We start from the raw sequence: 17284 nt of genomic DNA, 5'->3' as shown, positions 1-17284 counted from the left end.
AAGGTACACTAGACTGTTAACCACGAAGCGCACGAAGGCGAGTAAGGTACACTAGACTGTTAACCACGAAGCGCACGAAGGCGAGTAAGGTACACTAGACTGTTAACCACGAAGCGCACGAAGGCGAGTAAGGTACACAAATTTATTTTAATATATGCTAATCTTCTAAAAAAGTCCTTTGTGTTCCTTGTTCGCCTTCGTGCGCTTCGTGGTGAAAGCCTGTGCCCTTAGTTGCCTTCGTGTTAAGACTGATCAAAGATGAGTTATGTAAAGAATTTACGATACAGAGCGCTAAGGCACCTGCTTGAACGCCGACGCGGGTGCTCCGCAGAGCGGGCATTCCTCGGGCGGGGTCTCTCCTTCATGTATGTATCCGCACACGGTACAAATCCATTTTGCCATTTTGATCCTCCCGTTCACTCCTTGATCCTTTTCGCTATCCGTCTTCCGAGGTCGATGCATTCCTTTTCGTCGTCCTTCTTCATGACGTACTTGACCTGGAATCCGGGCTCTATGGTGTCCAGGCCCATTGACTTTAAAGCTTCAGTGATCTCTTTGACCGCGCCTCCAGCCCATCCGTATCCGCCAAATCCGACCCCTATCTTATTCTTCGGCTTCAGGCCTTTAAGGTATGTCAGCAGCGCTCCCACGCTCGTGAACATCCCGTTGTTCAGGGTAGGCGAGCCCAGTGCGAAAGCCCTGGCATCCTGCAGGTCACTCACTATCTCGCTGATGTGGGATTTCCTGATGTCGTACATCCTTACCTCGACACCCTCATCTATAGCGCCGATAGCTATCAGCCTTGCCATCCTGCTCGACGTTCCCCACATCGTGTCATATGCTATGACGATCTTCGGCCCGGACTCGAACATGCTCCATCTCTTATACGCCTCAAGTATCTTTTCCGGGGAACGCCATATCAGGCCGTGAGCCGGGGCTATTATCTCCGGCTGAATGTTGACATCCTTTACCTTATCTAATAACTTAAGAATGAGGGGTGCAAAAGGCATGAGTATATTCGCATAGTATGTCCGGGCGTCTTCCCTGATATCATAATGCATATCATTTTCAAATCTCTGCGATGAAGCGATATGCTGCCCGAACGCGTCGCTCGATATCAAAACACGGTCTTCTTCCGCGTACGTCATCATATTATCTGGCCAGTGAAGCATCGGCGTCTCCAGGAATTTTAATGTCTTTTTACCCAGACTAAGAGTGCTTCCTGTTTTTACGACTATGATAGGCCACTTATTATCATACCATTCGTCGAGCCCTTTTTTACCGCGTTCTGAACTGATGATCTTCGCGTTCTTAAAGACCTTCATGGCATCCTCTATGGACCCGGAATGGTCTTTTTCCAGATGGTCTATGATAAGATAATCCACTTTTTCAGGTTCGACTATACCTGATACGCGCATCAGCATCTCATCGAAGAATCCCTGCCTTACCGTATCAACCAGGGCTATTTTTTCGTCCACTATAAGGTATGCGTTATAAGTCGTACCTTTAGGGGTCGAGTAGCCGTGAAAATCCCTGAGGTCCCAGTCGATCGCGCCTACCCAGTATATTCCATTCTTGACTTCATGATTCATAACAGGCCTCGCTACATATGAAAAAGCCGACAACGGTCAAATTTTATATTTATTAACATATTAATTCGCTTATTATATAGCTTGTTCCATGTTCAGATATTTTTTAAATTATTTTCCAAATCCGGTACAAATAACCGCTTGCTGGAAAAATTAACTATTAAATAGCTTGCTTAAGTAAAATAATCGCTTTTTTTATAATTAACATTTATATAATGAATTATATTATTATATTGTAAGAGGTAATCGGTTGTATGAGATTCCGTAAAAAAATAACCCCATTAATAGTGATCCTTGTCATACTATTTTATTTGACACAGATAGTATACGCATGCGATAATAACGTCTATGATCAAAACGATAACGAGGAGTATTCCGACCTTATCGCGAATTGTTCCGATAATAATGGATATCTGCCTCCGTGCCCGCCGTTACCTGATGAGAATCCTATCCCTGCATCTGAACCTTTAGTAGAGCCTACGCCGACATGCACCTGCACCCCGGTACCGACATGCACTCCAAAACCTACCTGCACTCCAAAGCCGACGTGCACGCCGACTTGTACTCCGACGCCCACGCCCACGCCCACACCTACCCCGACTCCGACTCCAACCCCGACGCCCACTCCAACTCCGACTCCAACCCCTACACCTACTCCGACGCCTACACCTACACCAACTCCGACGCCTACACCTACACCTACTCCGACGCCTACACCTACACCTACTCCGACGCCTACACCTACACCAACTCCAACTCCAACTCCAACCCCTACCCCGACTCCAACCCCTACACCTACACCTACCCCTACCCCGACGCCTACACCTACTCCAACTCCAACTCCAACCCCTACCCCGACTCCAACCCCTACACCTACACCTACCCCGACTCCAACCCCTACACCTACACCTACCCCGACTCCAACACCCGGGCCAGGCGGAACGATTGGTTTCTGGAAGAACCATCCTGAAGATATTTCCAATATATTGAACAATACGACAGTGTACCTGGGCAATCCCGGAGGGGAAAAGACGGTAGCTGTCACAACGACACAGCAGGCTGTGGATATATTGAATATCCCGGATGCGAACAACGGCATCGATAAGCTTTATGCCCAGTTGCTCGGGACCAAGTTCAACATCATAAACGGCTTTACACCCAATGCGACTGTGCAGGCCGCTATTGTCCAGGCTGATAGTTTCCTGTCCGGAAATAACTCGTCCGACTGGGATAGCCTTACTCCGGCCGAACAGCAACAGGTGCTTAACTGGAAAGACATATTCGACGCGTTCAATAATGAGGTCGAAGCCATAAAAGATGCTGCAAAAAGCTTTTCCTTACCAGCCATAGTTTTCCTGATATGGAGATTGGGAATATTCCTCTCGATCTTCTGATTTTTTAATTTTTTTATTTTATTTTAATGTGTTATCAGGCTTTTTTATCGAAATTTATTTTTTTACCGGAGTATCTTTAGATACCATGGAAAGACCTAAACTTTATTTCGTCACCACTAACGCAGGAAAATTCAGGGAAGCAGAACATCTTTTTAAAGAAAATTTCGACGTCGAACAGGTCAACATGCCGTACCCCGAGCTCCAGGATAACGACCTCGGAAAGATCGCCGCTTACGGCGCAAAATATTGCGCGGAAGAACTAAAGAAGCCTGTCATGGTCGAAGATTCGGGACTATTCATCGATGCGTTGAACGGGTTCCCGGGGCCGTATTCATCATATGTGCAAAAGACCGTCGGAAATAAGGGCATCTTAAAGCTGATGGAAGGCGTCGAGAACCGTAAAGCGCAATACCGCTCCTACCTGGGATACTGTGAGCCCGGCGGAGAGCCGGTGACCTTCGAAGGCATATGGCATGTGGATGTGTCATTCGAGGAGGAAGGGACGATGGGGTTCGGATACGACCCGATAACAAATTACAGAAAATATCCGATAGGGGAAATGGAAGTCGAGCAGAAGAACGAGGTCAGCCACAGGAGGCGCGCACTTCTTGGATTCCGGGAATGGTATCTGGAAAAGATAAAACAGTAAAAGATTACGTATCTTTGTTATAATCTCTCCTTTATCTTTTTTCGCAAGCATTACTTTGCTATCTGTATCGTCTCGTCATCCCGTATGCTTTCGATGAACCTCAGGCTTATCCTGGTCTTGACCATGTCTCCTACAACTTCTATATTCTCAACAAGTGCAGTTATGCCCGTCTACAGAATGCTATCTCTTACTTGCACGGTTTTTACAATGTCTTCGGTCGTCCTCTTGGAAGCATTGCCCCTAAAGTAAGTGAATATTATCCAGCGGGTGGCGTCAAGACCTATGTCTTCTTTCATCTTTCAGATTTGGTTTACGGCAGGAAAGTCGAAAATGTTCCCGGCCTTTTTATTATATGCCGTCTATGGTCGGCTCGCTGTTGAAATATATTATGACATCATGTCCTTTATATTTTGTATCTGTCATCGATGGTAATTCTCCCAAAATTTTTACGATTGTTTTAGCATGGAACGTATTAAAAGAAAAAATATTCTGGCTACGAATATTTTCTTTTTACCTTGTTCAGTTTATATACAATTAAGTTTTAATGATGTATAATAAAAATTTAAAAATATCAGTATATAGGGGTATAAGTGAAAAAACCCTATTTATATAATTATTTACAAAATGTAAACATAACACTTATAACCTTGCAAGCAGTACAAGTAGTAAGGTCATCATATATTGGCTTTTCAACCTAGACAAGTGGTATGTGGTAACCAATAAACATCATATAATAATCAAGAGGTGATAAATGGAATAAAAAAATAAATATATAGCCCGAAATTTTGTGTGGGCGCGTAAGCAAACTATTCCATAATATTAATAGTAATACGCTATTAAAAACTTTCGCACTCATACGACTTTTTGGATCAGCACTGATATGGAATAAAAATATAAAGGAGGATCCAATGTGGATTTCTATACTTTGGTAACTATAGCCGGAGGCTTGTTTATCTGCGGTGCTATGGCGTTTATGACCGGATTTGGTCAGGACTTCGGGCACGATGTGTACAGGCGTACTATTGGCAAAATCATAAGGGCACGTAAAAGATAATTGTGTCTGTGGCAGGTTTTTTCCCTGCCACATAAATATTTTAAATAGAACACATTTTTAAAATAGAAACGCTTATTATATAAGCGAGTGCTTAATATCTGGGGGTATATAATCAAGATTAAAACATAAATAAAACATAACCGATACAAGATCGGCGCATGTCAAAAAGAATTTTTTCCAATATGTAGGATACTCAACATTCCTATATAAACTTTTTTGATAATGCTCCTCGGTTTTGTGTTGATATAGTGTAGACTATGAAAGCCTATTCGACGAGGGGGTGAGATATTAATAGAGTTTTTAGTAAATATTCAGGATATTGCCAGTATAGGAGTCCCATCAGCATGTAAATGTCTTACTACAACTACAAAGGAGTTTACATTTAGATTAGCTGATAATATAGCGGAAGAGTCTGGTAAAGTTCTGGAGAAAGAGAGACAAGAGGTCCATGATATCATAAATCCTTACATTAAGATAGTGGTACTTACGATAACCATCATCTGTGTAATGGGTTTAATTGTGGCATCCTGGGGATCTATCATTAAACCTTTCTTTAAAATAGTGAATGGCGCGGTTTAAACTTATCTGCGCCCCAATTTTTTTATATTGTTATTTTTTCTAAATATTTGAAATATATGTATATACATATATGTGCATAAGTGGCTAACGTTGAGGCTATTTTTAAGAGAAAGTATTTAATGAACTACTTGTATAATTATCGATTATATAATGCGAAGGTAAATATGAAAGGTTACGATAAATTTAAACTATTAATAATAGCCGCAGTGTTTCTAGGAATATTGGGCTACAATAATATCTCATCATGGTTAATGGAGCATGTAATAATTACCGGTGAAGTAAAATTATCTTTATTTATATTGAGCGCCATCGGGTTCGTAGCTTCATGGCCTGAGCCGTTAAACCTGATTGGTATTATTGGGATAATAATGGGCGTTCCTATCATTTGTAATGTCATAGCTAAGGCAATAGCATCTTTATGGTACGAGTGGACTTACTAAAATAATGCGAGTTGATTAATTGGTAAATATTGGCGGATTCCTTATCATTATTTTTGGGATTATATTAGCACTATGTTTTTATGCAGGTGCTAATGGAGTAGATGGCCAAAGCATTACAACGATTTTAGGAAGCACTATTGTAATCCTGTTATTAATCGGGTTAGGATGGATAGCGTTAGGCAATCGTTAAAACGGTGGATTATGATGGATATCAAATCAATATTTGCGATTCTAATTACCATTTTTGCAGGTGCCTTGATACTAATGTTTATGTTAATAGCAGTATTAGCAGTAACAAATTGGGCTGGATAAAAATTATTGATTTATGGATTTTTTCGGTATTTATTTTTTATCGCAAAAATTCTACAATAACGTTTCCAAAGATTAGATAGAATCTCTATTTTTTCCTAAACTTATTTTGCTATCTGTATCGTCTCGTCATCCCGTATGCTTTCGATGAACCTCAGGCTTATCCTGGTCTTGACCATGTTCCTGTCCCTGACCTGGGTGACGAACTTTCCTTTTATCCAGATCTTCTCTTCGTCGATATGTATCATTATCTTCGGGCCGTTCTCAATATCCTTCATGAAATTCGGCAGCCCCTTCTCATAGATGACCTTTGCCGCTTTCACGGATTCCATGTTCTCCGCCCTGAGAATCCCATCCAGCACCGAGATCGCCTTATTAATATCGCTTTTTGTCGACAGCGGGATCCTTATCTCATCAAATATATACCCGCATGAAATAAGCTCCTCGTTTACCGAAAAATCCTTCGAGAAGTTCAGCACGGGCTGGTCAAGAACAAGCAGGTTGGGGATGTGGAATATTCTTCCCGTGAGCTCCCCGCCGAGCTTTTCATCCTCGCCTACCTCGTCGACTATGATATGGAACAGCCCGATATGCTTAACGTCACCCTTCACATTACCTATCCTGATACGGTCCCCGACGTCGAATATGCTTGACCATCTTATGACGAAGAATCCTACGAAGCTCGCTATATATTTTTGTAAGGCGAGAGACGCTCCCACGGCCAGTATGGTAATATATGCCCCAAGGCCCGGATAAAAGAACGGGATCAAAAGAACGACAGCCGCCGAAGCTAATATTAAAATGGTGATGACAAGATATTTTATCCTGACCTTCAGCTGCGAATATTTCATAGGGTTATGATCTTTAAGAGAAGAGCGCTGTATGGATATAAACTTTTTTAGGCGGCGGCTGGCGATACAAGATGGTCCGGAAAATATTCCGTCTCAGGCAATTTCCACAGTTTTGTCCTCACGTATGCGCTCGATGAACTGAAGGTTTATTTTTGTCCTTAGCTGGTTTCTTTGTTTCAGGGGAGTGACGAACTTTCCTTTTATCCATATCTTGCCTTCATCGATATGTACCGTTATCCTGGGGCCCTTGTCCAGGTCATGGGCGAAGTTAGGCAGGTTTTCGCCGAAGGCTTCCATTGAATTCTTTAAGAACTTATTGTTCTCATGGCTCAGCAGTACGGATAATATCTCGACCCCTTTCTTGATGTCGCTATCTGTTTTCAGCGGTATCCTTATCTCATCGAACATGTAGCCGCACCTGGTAAGCTCCTCATTGATCGTGTAGCCTCTCGAATAATTAAGCACGGGCTGGTCAAGGACTACAAGATTGGGGATGTGGAATATTCTTCCCGTGAGCTCCCCGCCGAGCTTTTCATCCTCGCCGACCTCGTCCAGGATGATGTGGAAAAGCCCAAGGTGTTTCACGTCGCCCTTGACCTTATCTATCCTGATGCGGTCCCCGACGTCAAAGATGTTCGATCCTTTTATGACGAAGTGTCCTACGAAGCTCGCTATGTATTTTTGAAGCGCAAGGGCAAGGCCCAGCGCGATTATCGTTATGTAGATCGCAAGATTAGGCTGGAAAAAAGGTATCACGAGCAAAACGGCAGTGCCTACGATTATGCTGGCTATGACCATAAGGTACTTAACTCTCATTTTTACTTTCGAATACTTCAATGGCACCCACCATCCAGTTCCGGATAAGCATCTTACATTGAAACGCCTTCGTCTACAATACCAGATACCCGGTATAACTTATAGATATTACCCTTATGGTATAAAAAGAAATAAGAAATGAAAAAAGACCAGAATGACTACTGTATAGTCATTCTTACGTCCAGCGCAAGGCAGCCCTTGCCCTTTTCATATACCTTGACAGGGTTGATGTCAAGCTCTAATATCTCGGGGAAGTCCGTCACAAGCTGCGAGAGCCTTTGGAGCAGCTCGATGAGCTTCTCTATGTCCGACGGCTTTTCGCCTCTGGTGCCTTCAAGCATCTGATGCGTCTTAATGCCGTAGATCATTCCCAGGGCATCCTGTTCGGTAAGCGGCGCTACCCTGAACTGTACGTCTTTCAGAACTTCTACGTATATGCCGCCAAGGCCGAACATTAAGAGCGGGCCGAACTGCGGGTCGCGGTTCATTCCAAGGATGACCTCTTTTCCTCCGGTGGCCATCTGCTGTATCAATACGCCATGGATACGGCAGTGCGGCACGGCGGCCTTTACATCAGTCATCATCTTATTGTACGCGTTCTCTAACGCCTCGTCGCTGTCGAGGCCCACTCGAACGCCGCCCACGTCAGATTTGTGGATGATCTGCGGCGAGACGATCTTCATGACGACCGGATAACCGAATTCCCTGGCGGTCTCTTTTGCCTTTTCAGCGTTGTCGACGACCCTGTATTTTAATGTCGGGATACCGTAAGCCTCGAGCACCGGGAGGGCTTCAAGTCCAAGCACCGAGATGCCAGCCTTCCTGGAATCCTCAATGGTCTTCCTGACGGTCTCCTTGTCCACGTCGAACTGCCTTGGTTTCTCGTATACGCGATTGCGTATCTTGTTGAACCTGTCCATCTGGCGCAGCGTATACGCAGCCCTGTCAGGGTCCTCATAATTATAGAGCTTATATTTCTTTAGCTCCTCTACGCCTTCGGCCATCACGGTGCCGCCGACAAAGCATGGAAGTATGGGCTTATCAGTCGTCTTCCTGAGCCTGGCGATGACCTCCGCTATCCCGACCGGATCGGTCATAGACTGCGGCGTGGCCAGGACTATAACACCGTCGACTCCTTCATCGGCAAGGACGGTCTCCAGGGCAAAATCATATAGTTTTGCGGGAGCATCTCCAAGCACGTCTACAGGGTTATAGAAGTTAGCGGCCGGCGGAAGAGTGGTCTTTAGCTTCTCCACGGTCTCGGTCGATAAAGTGGCTATCTTTAACCCGTATTTTTCACACGCGTCGGTCGCAAGGATACCCGGTCCGCCCGCGTTCGTAACGATGACCACCCTGTCACCCTTCGGGATCGGCTGGCCGGAGAACCCGCCCGCGAGGTCAAAGAACTGGTCGACAGTGTCCGCGCGTATGACGCCGCACTGTGCGAACGCAGAGTCGTATGCCGCGTCAGCGCCTGCCAGGCTGCCCGTATGGGACGATACCGCTCTGGCACCTGCGCCAGTCCTGCCGCTCTTAACGACTATGACGGGCTTTTCTTTCGTGACGTCCCTTGAGACGTTGATGAACCTCTGGCCGTCTGTGATGCCTTCGAGATATGCTAAAATGACATTAGTTTCCTTATCCTCTTTCCAGGCCTGCATGAAGTCTATCTCGTTCAGGTCCGACTTGTTACCCAGGCTTACGAAGTTCGCAAAGCCTACATCGGTCATCTCAGACCAGTCGAGGATCGCTGTACCGAGTGCACCGGACTGTGTTATGATAGACATGTTCCCCTTCGGGGGCATTTTTTTCGCGAACGACGCATTACATTTGGAATATGTATTCAGGATACCCAGACAGTTCGGGCCGACGATCCTGATCCCGTAGTTCTTTGCTATCTCCTTTACCTCGTTTTCGAGCCTTGCACCCTCTACGCCTACTTCCTTGAATCCTGCGGATATTATGACAAGGTTCTTGATGCCCTTTTCACCGCATTCTTTGACCGACTGGGGTACGAACTTTGCAGGAATGACTATGACTGCAAGGTCGATGTCTCCCGGAACTTCCAGGACGCTCTTATAGCACTTGATACCCTCGATCTCAGGGGCTTTAGGGTTTATCGGAAATATCTTTCCGCCAAAGCCATCGATGAGATTATCGAGCACTGCTCTACCTACTTTTCCTTTCTCTGTTGACGCGCCGATAACGGCGACGCTTGCCGGGTAAAACATCTTTTCTAACATGGAATCCGCATCCAACTATCTTTTTGAATTATTTATATATTTTTGTTTTAAATATTTTAGACATCCCCATTCAGGGTAATCTATCATTATTGACCATCATAAATGTACACAACTAGTAAATAACGTTTACTCTCTAAGGGATAATGAAAAAAAGTGCGTATGCCGGGCCTAAGAAGACCACGGCAACTTATTTTTTTACTCTTTAGTTAAAAAGTTCCGGGTATATGGCCTTTGCCATAGCTTCTACCGCATCAGGCAATCTCGGGCCTGCACGGGAGATCGTGTCCGAGTCAATGCCATAAACTCTTCCGTTCTTGATGGCGTTAATGTCCTTCAGCCATGGCTCGGTCGCGTTCTTGAAGTAATCATACGGCACATCCATTCCCTCTCCGATCGTGACTATTATGACGTCCGGGTTAGCTTCGATTATGGCCTCTGTGTTCATCACGCCATAATCTTCTATTCCCGATGCTGCGTTAATGCCTCCGGCCAGTTTGATGATGTCGTCGCCATAGCAGTTCGAGCCGGCCACGTATACGGGGTCATGCCATACTACCATGAGAACTTTTGGCTTTTCGCTCTCGTTCATCTTAGAAGTGATGTCAGTGACTTTCGCCACCCTTGTGTCCATATCTTCGATAAGCCTGGTGGCGTTATCCTTAACATCGCATACGTCGGCTATCATCATAATAGTCTGCTTTATTCCAGTAACGTTCCTCGGGTCTTGAGCTATGGTCTTGTAACCCATCGAGTCTAATTTTGCGACCATATCCTCTTTGCTGAGCGATCCTGCGAAAATGACGTCCGGGTCAAGGGCCGCTATCTGCTCGACGTTCACGTTAGTGATGCCGCCGACCTTGGTCTTGCTCTTAGCCTCTTCCGGATAGTTGCAATAGTCGGTGTTACCGACCACTTTGTCACCAAGCCCGAGAGCGAATAATATCTCCGTGTTCGCCGGGGTCAATGATACGATCTTTTCAGGGGCCTTTGTTATGGTTGTGACCCTTCCGTAATCGTCGGTGATCTCCATCGGGTATTTTGCGGATGTAGTGTTAGACGAAGTATCGTTAGTCTGTGTGCACCCGCACATAGCTGTGATCAGGATTACCAGCAATGCAACGATTGCTATCTGTTTTTTTAGGTCCATATGTTATCCACCTCAGTTTAAATTGATAATAATCAATTTTTCTAGTATTAGTAAGGGCTTTCTATACATAAAGTTTGCTTTAAAAAGTTTTAGATTTTAAAATTATCTAGATTATAATGCCCGCAACAAAAAATCGTTCCATATTGGTCTGTTCTTATAGCCATTAGTTTTTTGCGCCTTTGTCCGCGAATTCATACGGGGATCGGGAAATCAGAGCCTTAAAGCACACGGCTTTAAGGAATACGCTGCTAAGCATCAAGTATATAAGGACTATTCGCATCATACAACATTATCATATCCGGGGCTTTACGTTATCCGGTCGCGTGGTGGTGCGAAGTTTGAGATATTATGTTAATGAAGATACGCTTATCATAAAAGGAGATCTTGATGGTTTCAGCACAGGCATAAACGGCGGAAGAAAAAGAGTGCGATCCATCATTAACCATCATGTTAACAAAGACTTCAACCATGACGACCCGGTAAAATATATGGACGAGGTCGCCTCAAAGCTGGGCGCCGACTTTCCGTATTTCGGATTTATGACTGCCGTGTACATGGAAAACCTGTGCGTCGTAAGGGATCACCTGATAACGGCATTCATTACGGCAGGCATCAGCAATCCCTGCCATGACCCTCATGTGCCCGGAACGATCAACATTATCCTGATAGTCCACGGGAAGATGTCGGAGGGAGCCATAGGCAGCGCGGTCATCACGGCTACCGAGGCAAAGGCGAAAGCGCTCTTCGAGATGGGCTTCGAGTTCACCGGGACCACTACCGATGCCGTAGCCGTGCTTACCGAGGTAAGGGATTACGGCAGCTTATGCGAGCCCGCGTTCTACGAATACTCGGGCACATACACGAACCTGGGCCAGAGTATATACAGATGCGTTAAAAAAGGCGTCACCGAAGGCATTAAGCGCCAGCACGCTGTCGTCGGAAACGATAAGGTCAAGAGCAGGGTTTTCATATACGCCCAAAATGAACAGGGCCCCTACTGGATATCACATCCGTCCGAGGCGAACGGGAAAGGGAAATGTAGCTATTACCCATGCCATTACGAGGGACAGGACTGTACGCACTGTTTCTGCCCGCTGTACCCGTGCGAAGACCCCGAGTTCGGCAAGTGGATCCTGAGCACTAAAGGATACCCCGTATGGACGTGCATGAACTGTACGCTTCTTCATAAGCCCGGCGCTGCTGTCTATCTGGCAAAGAATCCGGGATCACACACTAAAGAGCTTAAAGAGCTCAAATGATCTTTTTCCGATTAGTGTCATTTCGTGTTTTTGTCAGGGGGCCATTGACAATATGAACAAGATTAGGGTTCAATATCTACATTTTTTACAGCGACTCTATTGACGGATACGTCTTATAGTATCTTTATTTCGGGATGATATGACTTTAAATCGCTAAAAACCCAATCATTTGTCATATAAATTTTTATGATATATAAATAACCTTAAATATGTAAAGCGCTTCTATACTGACTGACAATTAGTCAGTTATATCAGAGGTGATAAATTGGCACGAATATCCAAAGACCCTCTAGAGAGAAAAAGCGAGATCATAGATACTGCCGAAAGCATGTTCATTGAAAAAGGCTATGACCAGACGACCGTCAGCGACATCGTGAAGAACATCGGCGTCGCCCAGGGGACTTTTTACTATTATTTTAATTCGAAAGAGGATGTGTTGAATGAGGTAATAGAGCGCTATTTCCGAAACTTCGAAAGTATGGTCGATAAGATATGCGGAGACGATGAGCTTAACGCACAGCAAAAACTCCAGATGATCATCGACCTGTCCTTCGATTTCCCGAAAGGCAAACAGAAGATGGTGCAATTCCTGCATTACGAAAAGAACATTCTGATACATCAAAGGTATTCCTCGCAGATCAACGCGCTGATCATACCTAAGGTGGGACAAGTCTTAGAACAGGGGATCAGCGAAGGGCTGTTCAGGACAGGCTATCCGAGAGAGACTACGGAACTTTTACTTGTGATGTTCGGATACTTGCATGACTCGATGTCTCTCCTGGAAAACACAGAGGAGATCAACAGAAAATTACTGGCTGCTAAAGAGATAGTTGAGAAAGTCCTTGGAGTAAAGACGGGAACTTTTAAATTATCGGTAAAATGCCGGGACCTTATTTGATATGAGGCGGTTACAGCATGTTCAATAAGCTAAGCGATATTATCACGAAATATTCATGGGCGGTTATCGCCCTGTGGGTGATCCTGTTCGTCATATCACTTCCGTTAACCGGGGTGTTCATGCAGAATCTTGAATACGACACCCAAAATTTCATACCCAGGGACCTCGGGGCTTTCGTCGCACAGGACAAGTATGATGAAGTGTTCCCGAGCGAGGCGAAAAATAACATTCTTGTAGTCATCGAGTCCGATAACAAATCGGCAACTATACCATTCATAGATGACCTGAACGCCACGATAATGGGAGACGCGTCGATAAAGAACGTTACGGGGACGTCTTCCATCTACGATATCCATCGTGAGGCACTCGTCAATATGACGCCGGAGCTCTACGATGCGATGTTCGAGCTCTATGATAACGCCTCGGACCTGAACTACGAGCTTTATAATGCTACAGACACCGTCCGGAACAATAACCGCGACCTGTATTATCTTAAAGATAACGTCTCAAGCGCAAACTACGAACTGAGAAAGGCTGTACAGCAGGCTATCGCGTCGAGCGCCAAAATGTACGAGGCAAGAGACCAGATAGTCATGGCGCATTCCGGCCTGTACCAGATGAAAGGTGTCGCTGACATCCTTTTTGGAGTCCCGCTATATTATGCGAACGCATGGAGCGCCGCACAGCAGTCGAACTCGTCCCTGAACGATACGACGCTGAACTCGATAGCGTACCAGAACACTGCCGACTACATCAATAACGCGATGCAGGACCAGTCCCAGAGAGACATGGCGCTGGGATATCTCGGGGCCTTCAACGCCGAATGGGCAAATCATGCGGGCACTGCAGACCCATATGCGAGGGCGCAGGAGACAATATCCGCAGCCGCACCCGGATTTATTTCCGGCATGCCTCAGGATCAGCAGCCGATGATGATGGACTTTGTGCAGAACTTCGATCTCGCGAGATACCAGGATCAGCAGGAGCTTGCCAGTTTCATCGTCGGCAGGGCAATGGCCGCCCAGGGACTAACGTCGGACGATGACCGGCAGCGTCTTATGGCGATCTATAACCTCGGCCAGAACCCGTCAGAAGGCGCCATAGACGGTTTCGTAATAAACATGATCACTGCCGGAATGTCCGACAGCGAAAGCAAGGCAGCACGAGACCTGTACGCGCTGGGCAGGAGCCCGTCAAAGGACCGCGCAGGCTCATATATTGTCGACCAGGCAGTTAAGGACCTTGACGAAGATGCCGCCGAGGTCGTCAGGGACGCGTGGGCGCTGGGCGAATTCGTGACCAGCGAAGATTACGATAAATATGTCATAAAGAAAGTATGTAAAGGCCTGAACGATACCGAGCAGGAAGCTGTGCGCGACATATTTGCCATGGGACAGGATCCCGAAGATGAAGTGATATCCGATTACGTCCTGAACGAGGCCCTGGAGGATCTTAATGATACGGAAAGAGAGTTCGTGCTGGATATATACGGCCTCGGCAGGAACGCGACTAACGAGACGCTAAAAGACTATGTGGCGTTCAAGATCGCCGATGAGATTAACATAACCGGCAATACCACATACTTTAAAGCGCTGCTGGACCTGGGCAGAGGAAAGACCGGGCCTGAGCTTGAGGGGTTCGCATCCGATTGGGTTATGTCCCACGGATACGATGACCCGCAGATATTCCCGGACTCGATCGTCAATACGCTGGCTTCGGGCAGCATCACGCTTTATATCATAACGACGAGCGACCTGGACGATGCCGCGAGTTCGATCGAGGCGGTCAAGATCATAAGGGGCCACATATCAGGAATGCTGCAGGACGGGAAGTATCCGGATGTCATGGCATACGTGACTGGCACGTCGGCCATGTCCATGGACACCGAGAGCGCGTCCATGGCGGATGTCGACAGGATCGATAAGGTCACAATAGTGTTGATACTGTTACTCCTGGGCATATACTTCAGGTCGTTCCTTACGCCGTTCGTGCCTCTTATCCTCATAGGCACTGCCATAGTGGCGGCTTTCGGTGTTATGGGGGTTCTCAGCACAGGCTTCCAGTTCTATTATCTTGTGATGACCTTCATGCTGGTCATCATGCTGGGAGCGGGGACTGATTATTGCGTGTTCATGCTATCACGATATGCCGAGGAGCGCTCGAAAGGCTCTGAGATCGCGGACTCTGTAAAGGCAGCGGTCAGGAACGCCGGTAAAAGCATAGCCTCAAGCGGCACTACTGCGATGATAGGCTTCGGGGCGCTGATACTCGTAGACCAGGGTGTTTTCAGGTCGGTGGGAGTCGGCACTGCCGTGGGTATCATGTTATCCATGCTGGTCGCACTGACGCTTGTTCCCGCTGTCCTGATGGTCGTCGGCGACAGGCTGTTCTGGCCGAGGAAAATATACAACTCCGGCACGACCGGCTTTACTACCGGGCTATGGTCAAAGATCACAAGGGCTGTGATAAAAAACTCCAAGGTCATCTTACTCATCGCGCTTCTGTTGACCATACCGGCGATAATGATCTATTCGCAGCTTACCCTGGGAATGGATTTCATATCCATGATGCCGGGCGGCATAGAGAGTAAAGTCGGATATGACCTTATAAACGATGAGTTCGGGAGCGGCGCTTTCGAAAAGGCTATGATAGTCGTCACGCTCCCGTATAATCTCACTGACAGCTCAGGTAATTATACATCGGGTGCGTTAGGCCAGATCGAAGATATCTCCGCTACGATCGCGGGTATAAGCGGCGTCGAGAAGGTATATTCAATGACAAGGCCGGATGGCAGCACCATTGATTATAACGACCTGGAGTCTTATCCTGACATCGAGGAAGAGTTCTATAAGTCCTATATGGAGGACAACACGGGCATGGACGGGAAGACCACGGTGATCTATGTCTCGTTCGAAGGCTCGCCGTTCGCCGAAGGCGCAAGGAAGACCACGGAGTCCATACAGTCAAAGCTGACCGAATATGAAAACGGCCCCGGGAGCGGAGTATCACTGCTTCTTGGCGGTGCGTCCATAGGCATGTTCGAGTACCAGAAGATATGCACGGATAATTATGGAATTGTCATACCTGTCGTGCTTATCGGCATATTCTTTGTGCTGGTAGCCCTGCTAAGGTCGGTATTCACGCCGGCGCGTCTGGTTGTCACGCTGCTTATGAGCATATTCTGGACACTGGCAGCGTTCATAATCGTGTTCCAGTTCTGGATGGGAGCGTCCATTATCTGGCTGCTGCCGATAATGCTGTTCTGCGTGCTCATGGGGCTTGGCGTGGACTACGACATATTCCTCGTATCGCGTATCCGCGAAGAGGTCTTGAACGGTAAGAGCGAAGAGGAAGCCATCACGCACGCGGTCGAGGCTACAGGGACTATCATCACGCTTTGCGGTGCTGTCATGGCGTCCGCTTTCGGGTCCATGCTGCTATCGGATATGCTGGAACTGAAAGAGTTCGGGTTCGTGCTGTGTCTAGCCATCATACTGGACGCGACAGTAATGAGACTTGTCGTTGTGCCGGCCGTGATGGTGCTGATGAAGAAGTACAACTGGTGGATGCCGTTTTCCAAAGAAAAGACTGAGAAGTGAAAATGGGATGTTGAAGCAGGAGGTCTTTGATGAAAGTCAAAGGTCTCCATAAATATTTTTTAACTCTTTTTCAATATTAAAAGCAATAACTGATCAATGGTCTACGAATAAGCGGCCGTTCATTTAATCACGATCATATTACCCCTAGCGCCTTTAGCATTATGCTGGTCACCAGTATCATCCCGGCGTAGATAAGCGCGAACTTGTCTATATGCTCGTTAAATTCGAAGACGCCTTCTTCGTTGGTAAAATATTTCTTAATTATATCCTCGAACATGCTGCGCTCCCTGTGCATGGTATATAAGCGCTCGAATTTAAAATCCTTTGCGGTTTATACGTATATATTTGTACATTTTTCAGGGAGTCTTTTAAATGTCTTTTTTATTGCACATTCTCAATGAGTAACGTTTATATAATGGCTATTGTGTATAATAATATACAATAATGTACTAAATTG

Annotated in this window: 12 protein-coding genes and 1 pseudogene; 6 read left to right on the top strand and 7 right to left on the bottom strand. The window is 46.2% G+C overall.

From position 1 onward, the window contains the following. Window positions 1–300: 300 nt before the first annotated feature. Together CUJ83_RS15965 and CUJ83_RS15380 are read right to left on the bottom strand one after the other, a co-directional pair. Window positions 301–402, bottom strand: a pseudogene (locus CUJ83_RS15965) (rubredoxin-like domain-containing protein); the annotation flags it as partial. 14 nt (window positions 403–416) lie between these two features. After that, window positions 417–1592, bottom strand: coding sequence for an FprA family A-type flavoprotein (locus CUJ83_RS15380; protein ID WP_230743355.1), 1176 nt, complete (start codon window positions 1590–1592; stop codon window positions 417–419). A 251-nt stretch (window positions 1593–1843) separates the two neighbouring features. Between CUJ83_RS15380 and CUJ83_RS15375 the strand changes: the two genes are divergently transcribed. The 3 genes from CUJ83_RS15375 (at window position 1844) to CUJ83_RS15365 (ending at window position 5705) form a co-directional block, all read left to right on the top strand. Continuing rightward, the gene (locus CUJ83_RS15375) at window positions 1844–2983 is read left to right on the top strand and encodes a hypothetical protein (RefSeq protein WP_230743354.1); all 1140 of its coding nucleotides are present in this window, start codon (window positions 1844–1846) and stop codon (window positions 2981–2983) included. Window positions 2984–3068: 85 nt separating this feature from the next. Continuing rightward, entirely contained in the window at window positions 3069–3632 is a 564-nt protein-coding gene (locus tag CUJ83_RS15370) for an XTP/dITP diphosphatase (protein ID WP_230743353.1), read from the top strand. Between the two features lie 1797 nt (window positions 3633–5429). Then, entirely contained in the window at window positions 5430–5705 is a 276-nt protein-coding gene (locus CUJ83_RS15365; RefSeq protein WP_230743352.1) for a hypothetical protein, read from the top strand. A gap of 413 nt (window positions 5706–6118) precedes the next feature. Here the strand turns inward: CUJ83_RS15365 and CUJ83_RS15360 are convergent, their stop codons facing one another. From CUJ83_RS15360 to CUJ83_RS15345, 4 genes are all read right to left on the bottom strand, one after another. After that, the gene (locus CUJ83_RS15360) at window positions 6119–6865 is read right to left on the bottom strand and encodes a mechanosensitive ion channel domain-containing protein (protein WP_230743351.1); all 747 of its coding nucleotides are present in this window, start codon (window positions 6863–6865) and stop codon (window positions 6119–6121) included. A 93-nt stretch (window positions 6866–6958) separates the two neighbouring features. Continuing rightward, window positions 6959–7702: a mechanosensitive ion channel domain-containing protein gene (locus CUJ83_RS15355; protein ID WP_230743350.1), complete on the bottom strand. Its 744-nt coding sequence runs from the start codon at window positions 7700–7702 to the stop codon at window positions 6959–6961. A gap of 137 nt (window positions 7703–7839) precedes the next feature. Further along, on the bottom strand, window positions 7840–9924 hold the full coding sequence (acs, locus tag CUJ83_RS15350; protein WP_230743349.1) for an acetate--CoA ligase alpha subunit: 2085 nt from the start codon (window positions 9922–9924) through the stop codon (window positions 7840–7842). Window positions 9925–10126: 202 nt separating this feature from the next. Beyond that, window positions 10127–11071, bottom strand: a complete 945-nt coding sequence (locus CUJ83_RS15345) for an ABC transporter substrate-binding protein (RefSeq protein WP_230743348.1) — start codon at window positions 11069–11071, stop codon at window positions 10127–10129. A 329-nt stretch (window positions 11072–11400) separates the two neighbouring features. Between CUJ83_RS15345 and CUJ83_RS15340 the strand changes: the two genes are divergently transcribed. The 3 genes from CUJ83_RS15340 to CUJ83_RS15330 all read left to right on the top strand — a co-directional run bounded on the left by CUJ83_RS15340 (window position 11401) and on the right by CUJ83_RS15330 (window position 16827). Continuing rightward, on the top strand, window positions 11401–12330 hold the full coding sequence (locus tag CUJ83_RS15340; protein WP_230743347.1) for an adenosylcobinamide amidohydrolase: 930 nt from the start codon (window positions 11401–11403) through the stop codon (window positions 12328–12330). A gap of 265 nt (window positions 12331–12595) precedes the next feature. Continuing rightward, window positions 12596–13228, top strand: coding sequence for a TetR/AcrR family transcriptional regulator (locus tag CUJ83_RS15335; protein ID WP_230743346.1), 633 nt, complete (start codon window positions 12596–12598; stop codon window positions 13226–13228). Window positions 13229–13245: 17 nt separating this feature from the next. Continuing rightward, window positions 13246–16827, top strand: a complete 3582-nt coding sequence (locus CUJ83_RS15330; protein WP_230743345.1) for an MMPL family transporter — start codon at window positions 13246–13248, stop codon at window positions 16825–16827. Between the two features lie 133 nt (window positions 16828–16960). Here the strand turns inward: CUJ83_RS15330 and CUJ83_RS15325 are convergent, their stop codons facing one another. Continuing rightward, on the bottom strand, window positions 16961–17104 hold the full coding sequence (locus tag CUJ83_RS15325) for a hypothetical protein (protein WP_230743344.1): 144 nt from the start codon (window positions 17102–17104) through the stop codon (window positions 16961–16963). Window positions 17105–17284 lie beyond the last annotated feature (180 nt).

It is taken from the genome of Methanooceanicella nereidis, assembly GCF_021023085.1.
In the GTDB taxonomy this organism is placed as follows: Archaea; Halobacteriota; Methanocellia; order Methanocellales; family Methanocellaceae; genus Methanooceanicella; species Methanooceanicella nereidis.
The sequence above is the reverse complement of the archived record's forward strand: the minus strand, read 5'-3'. Positions and strand labels throughout refer to the sequence as shown.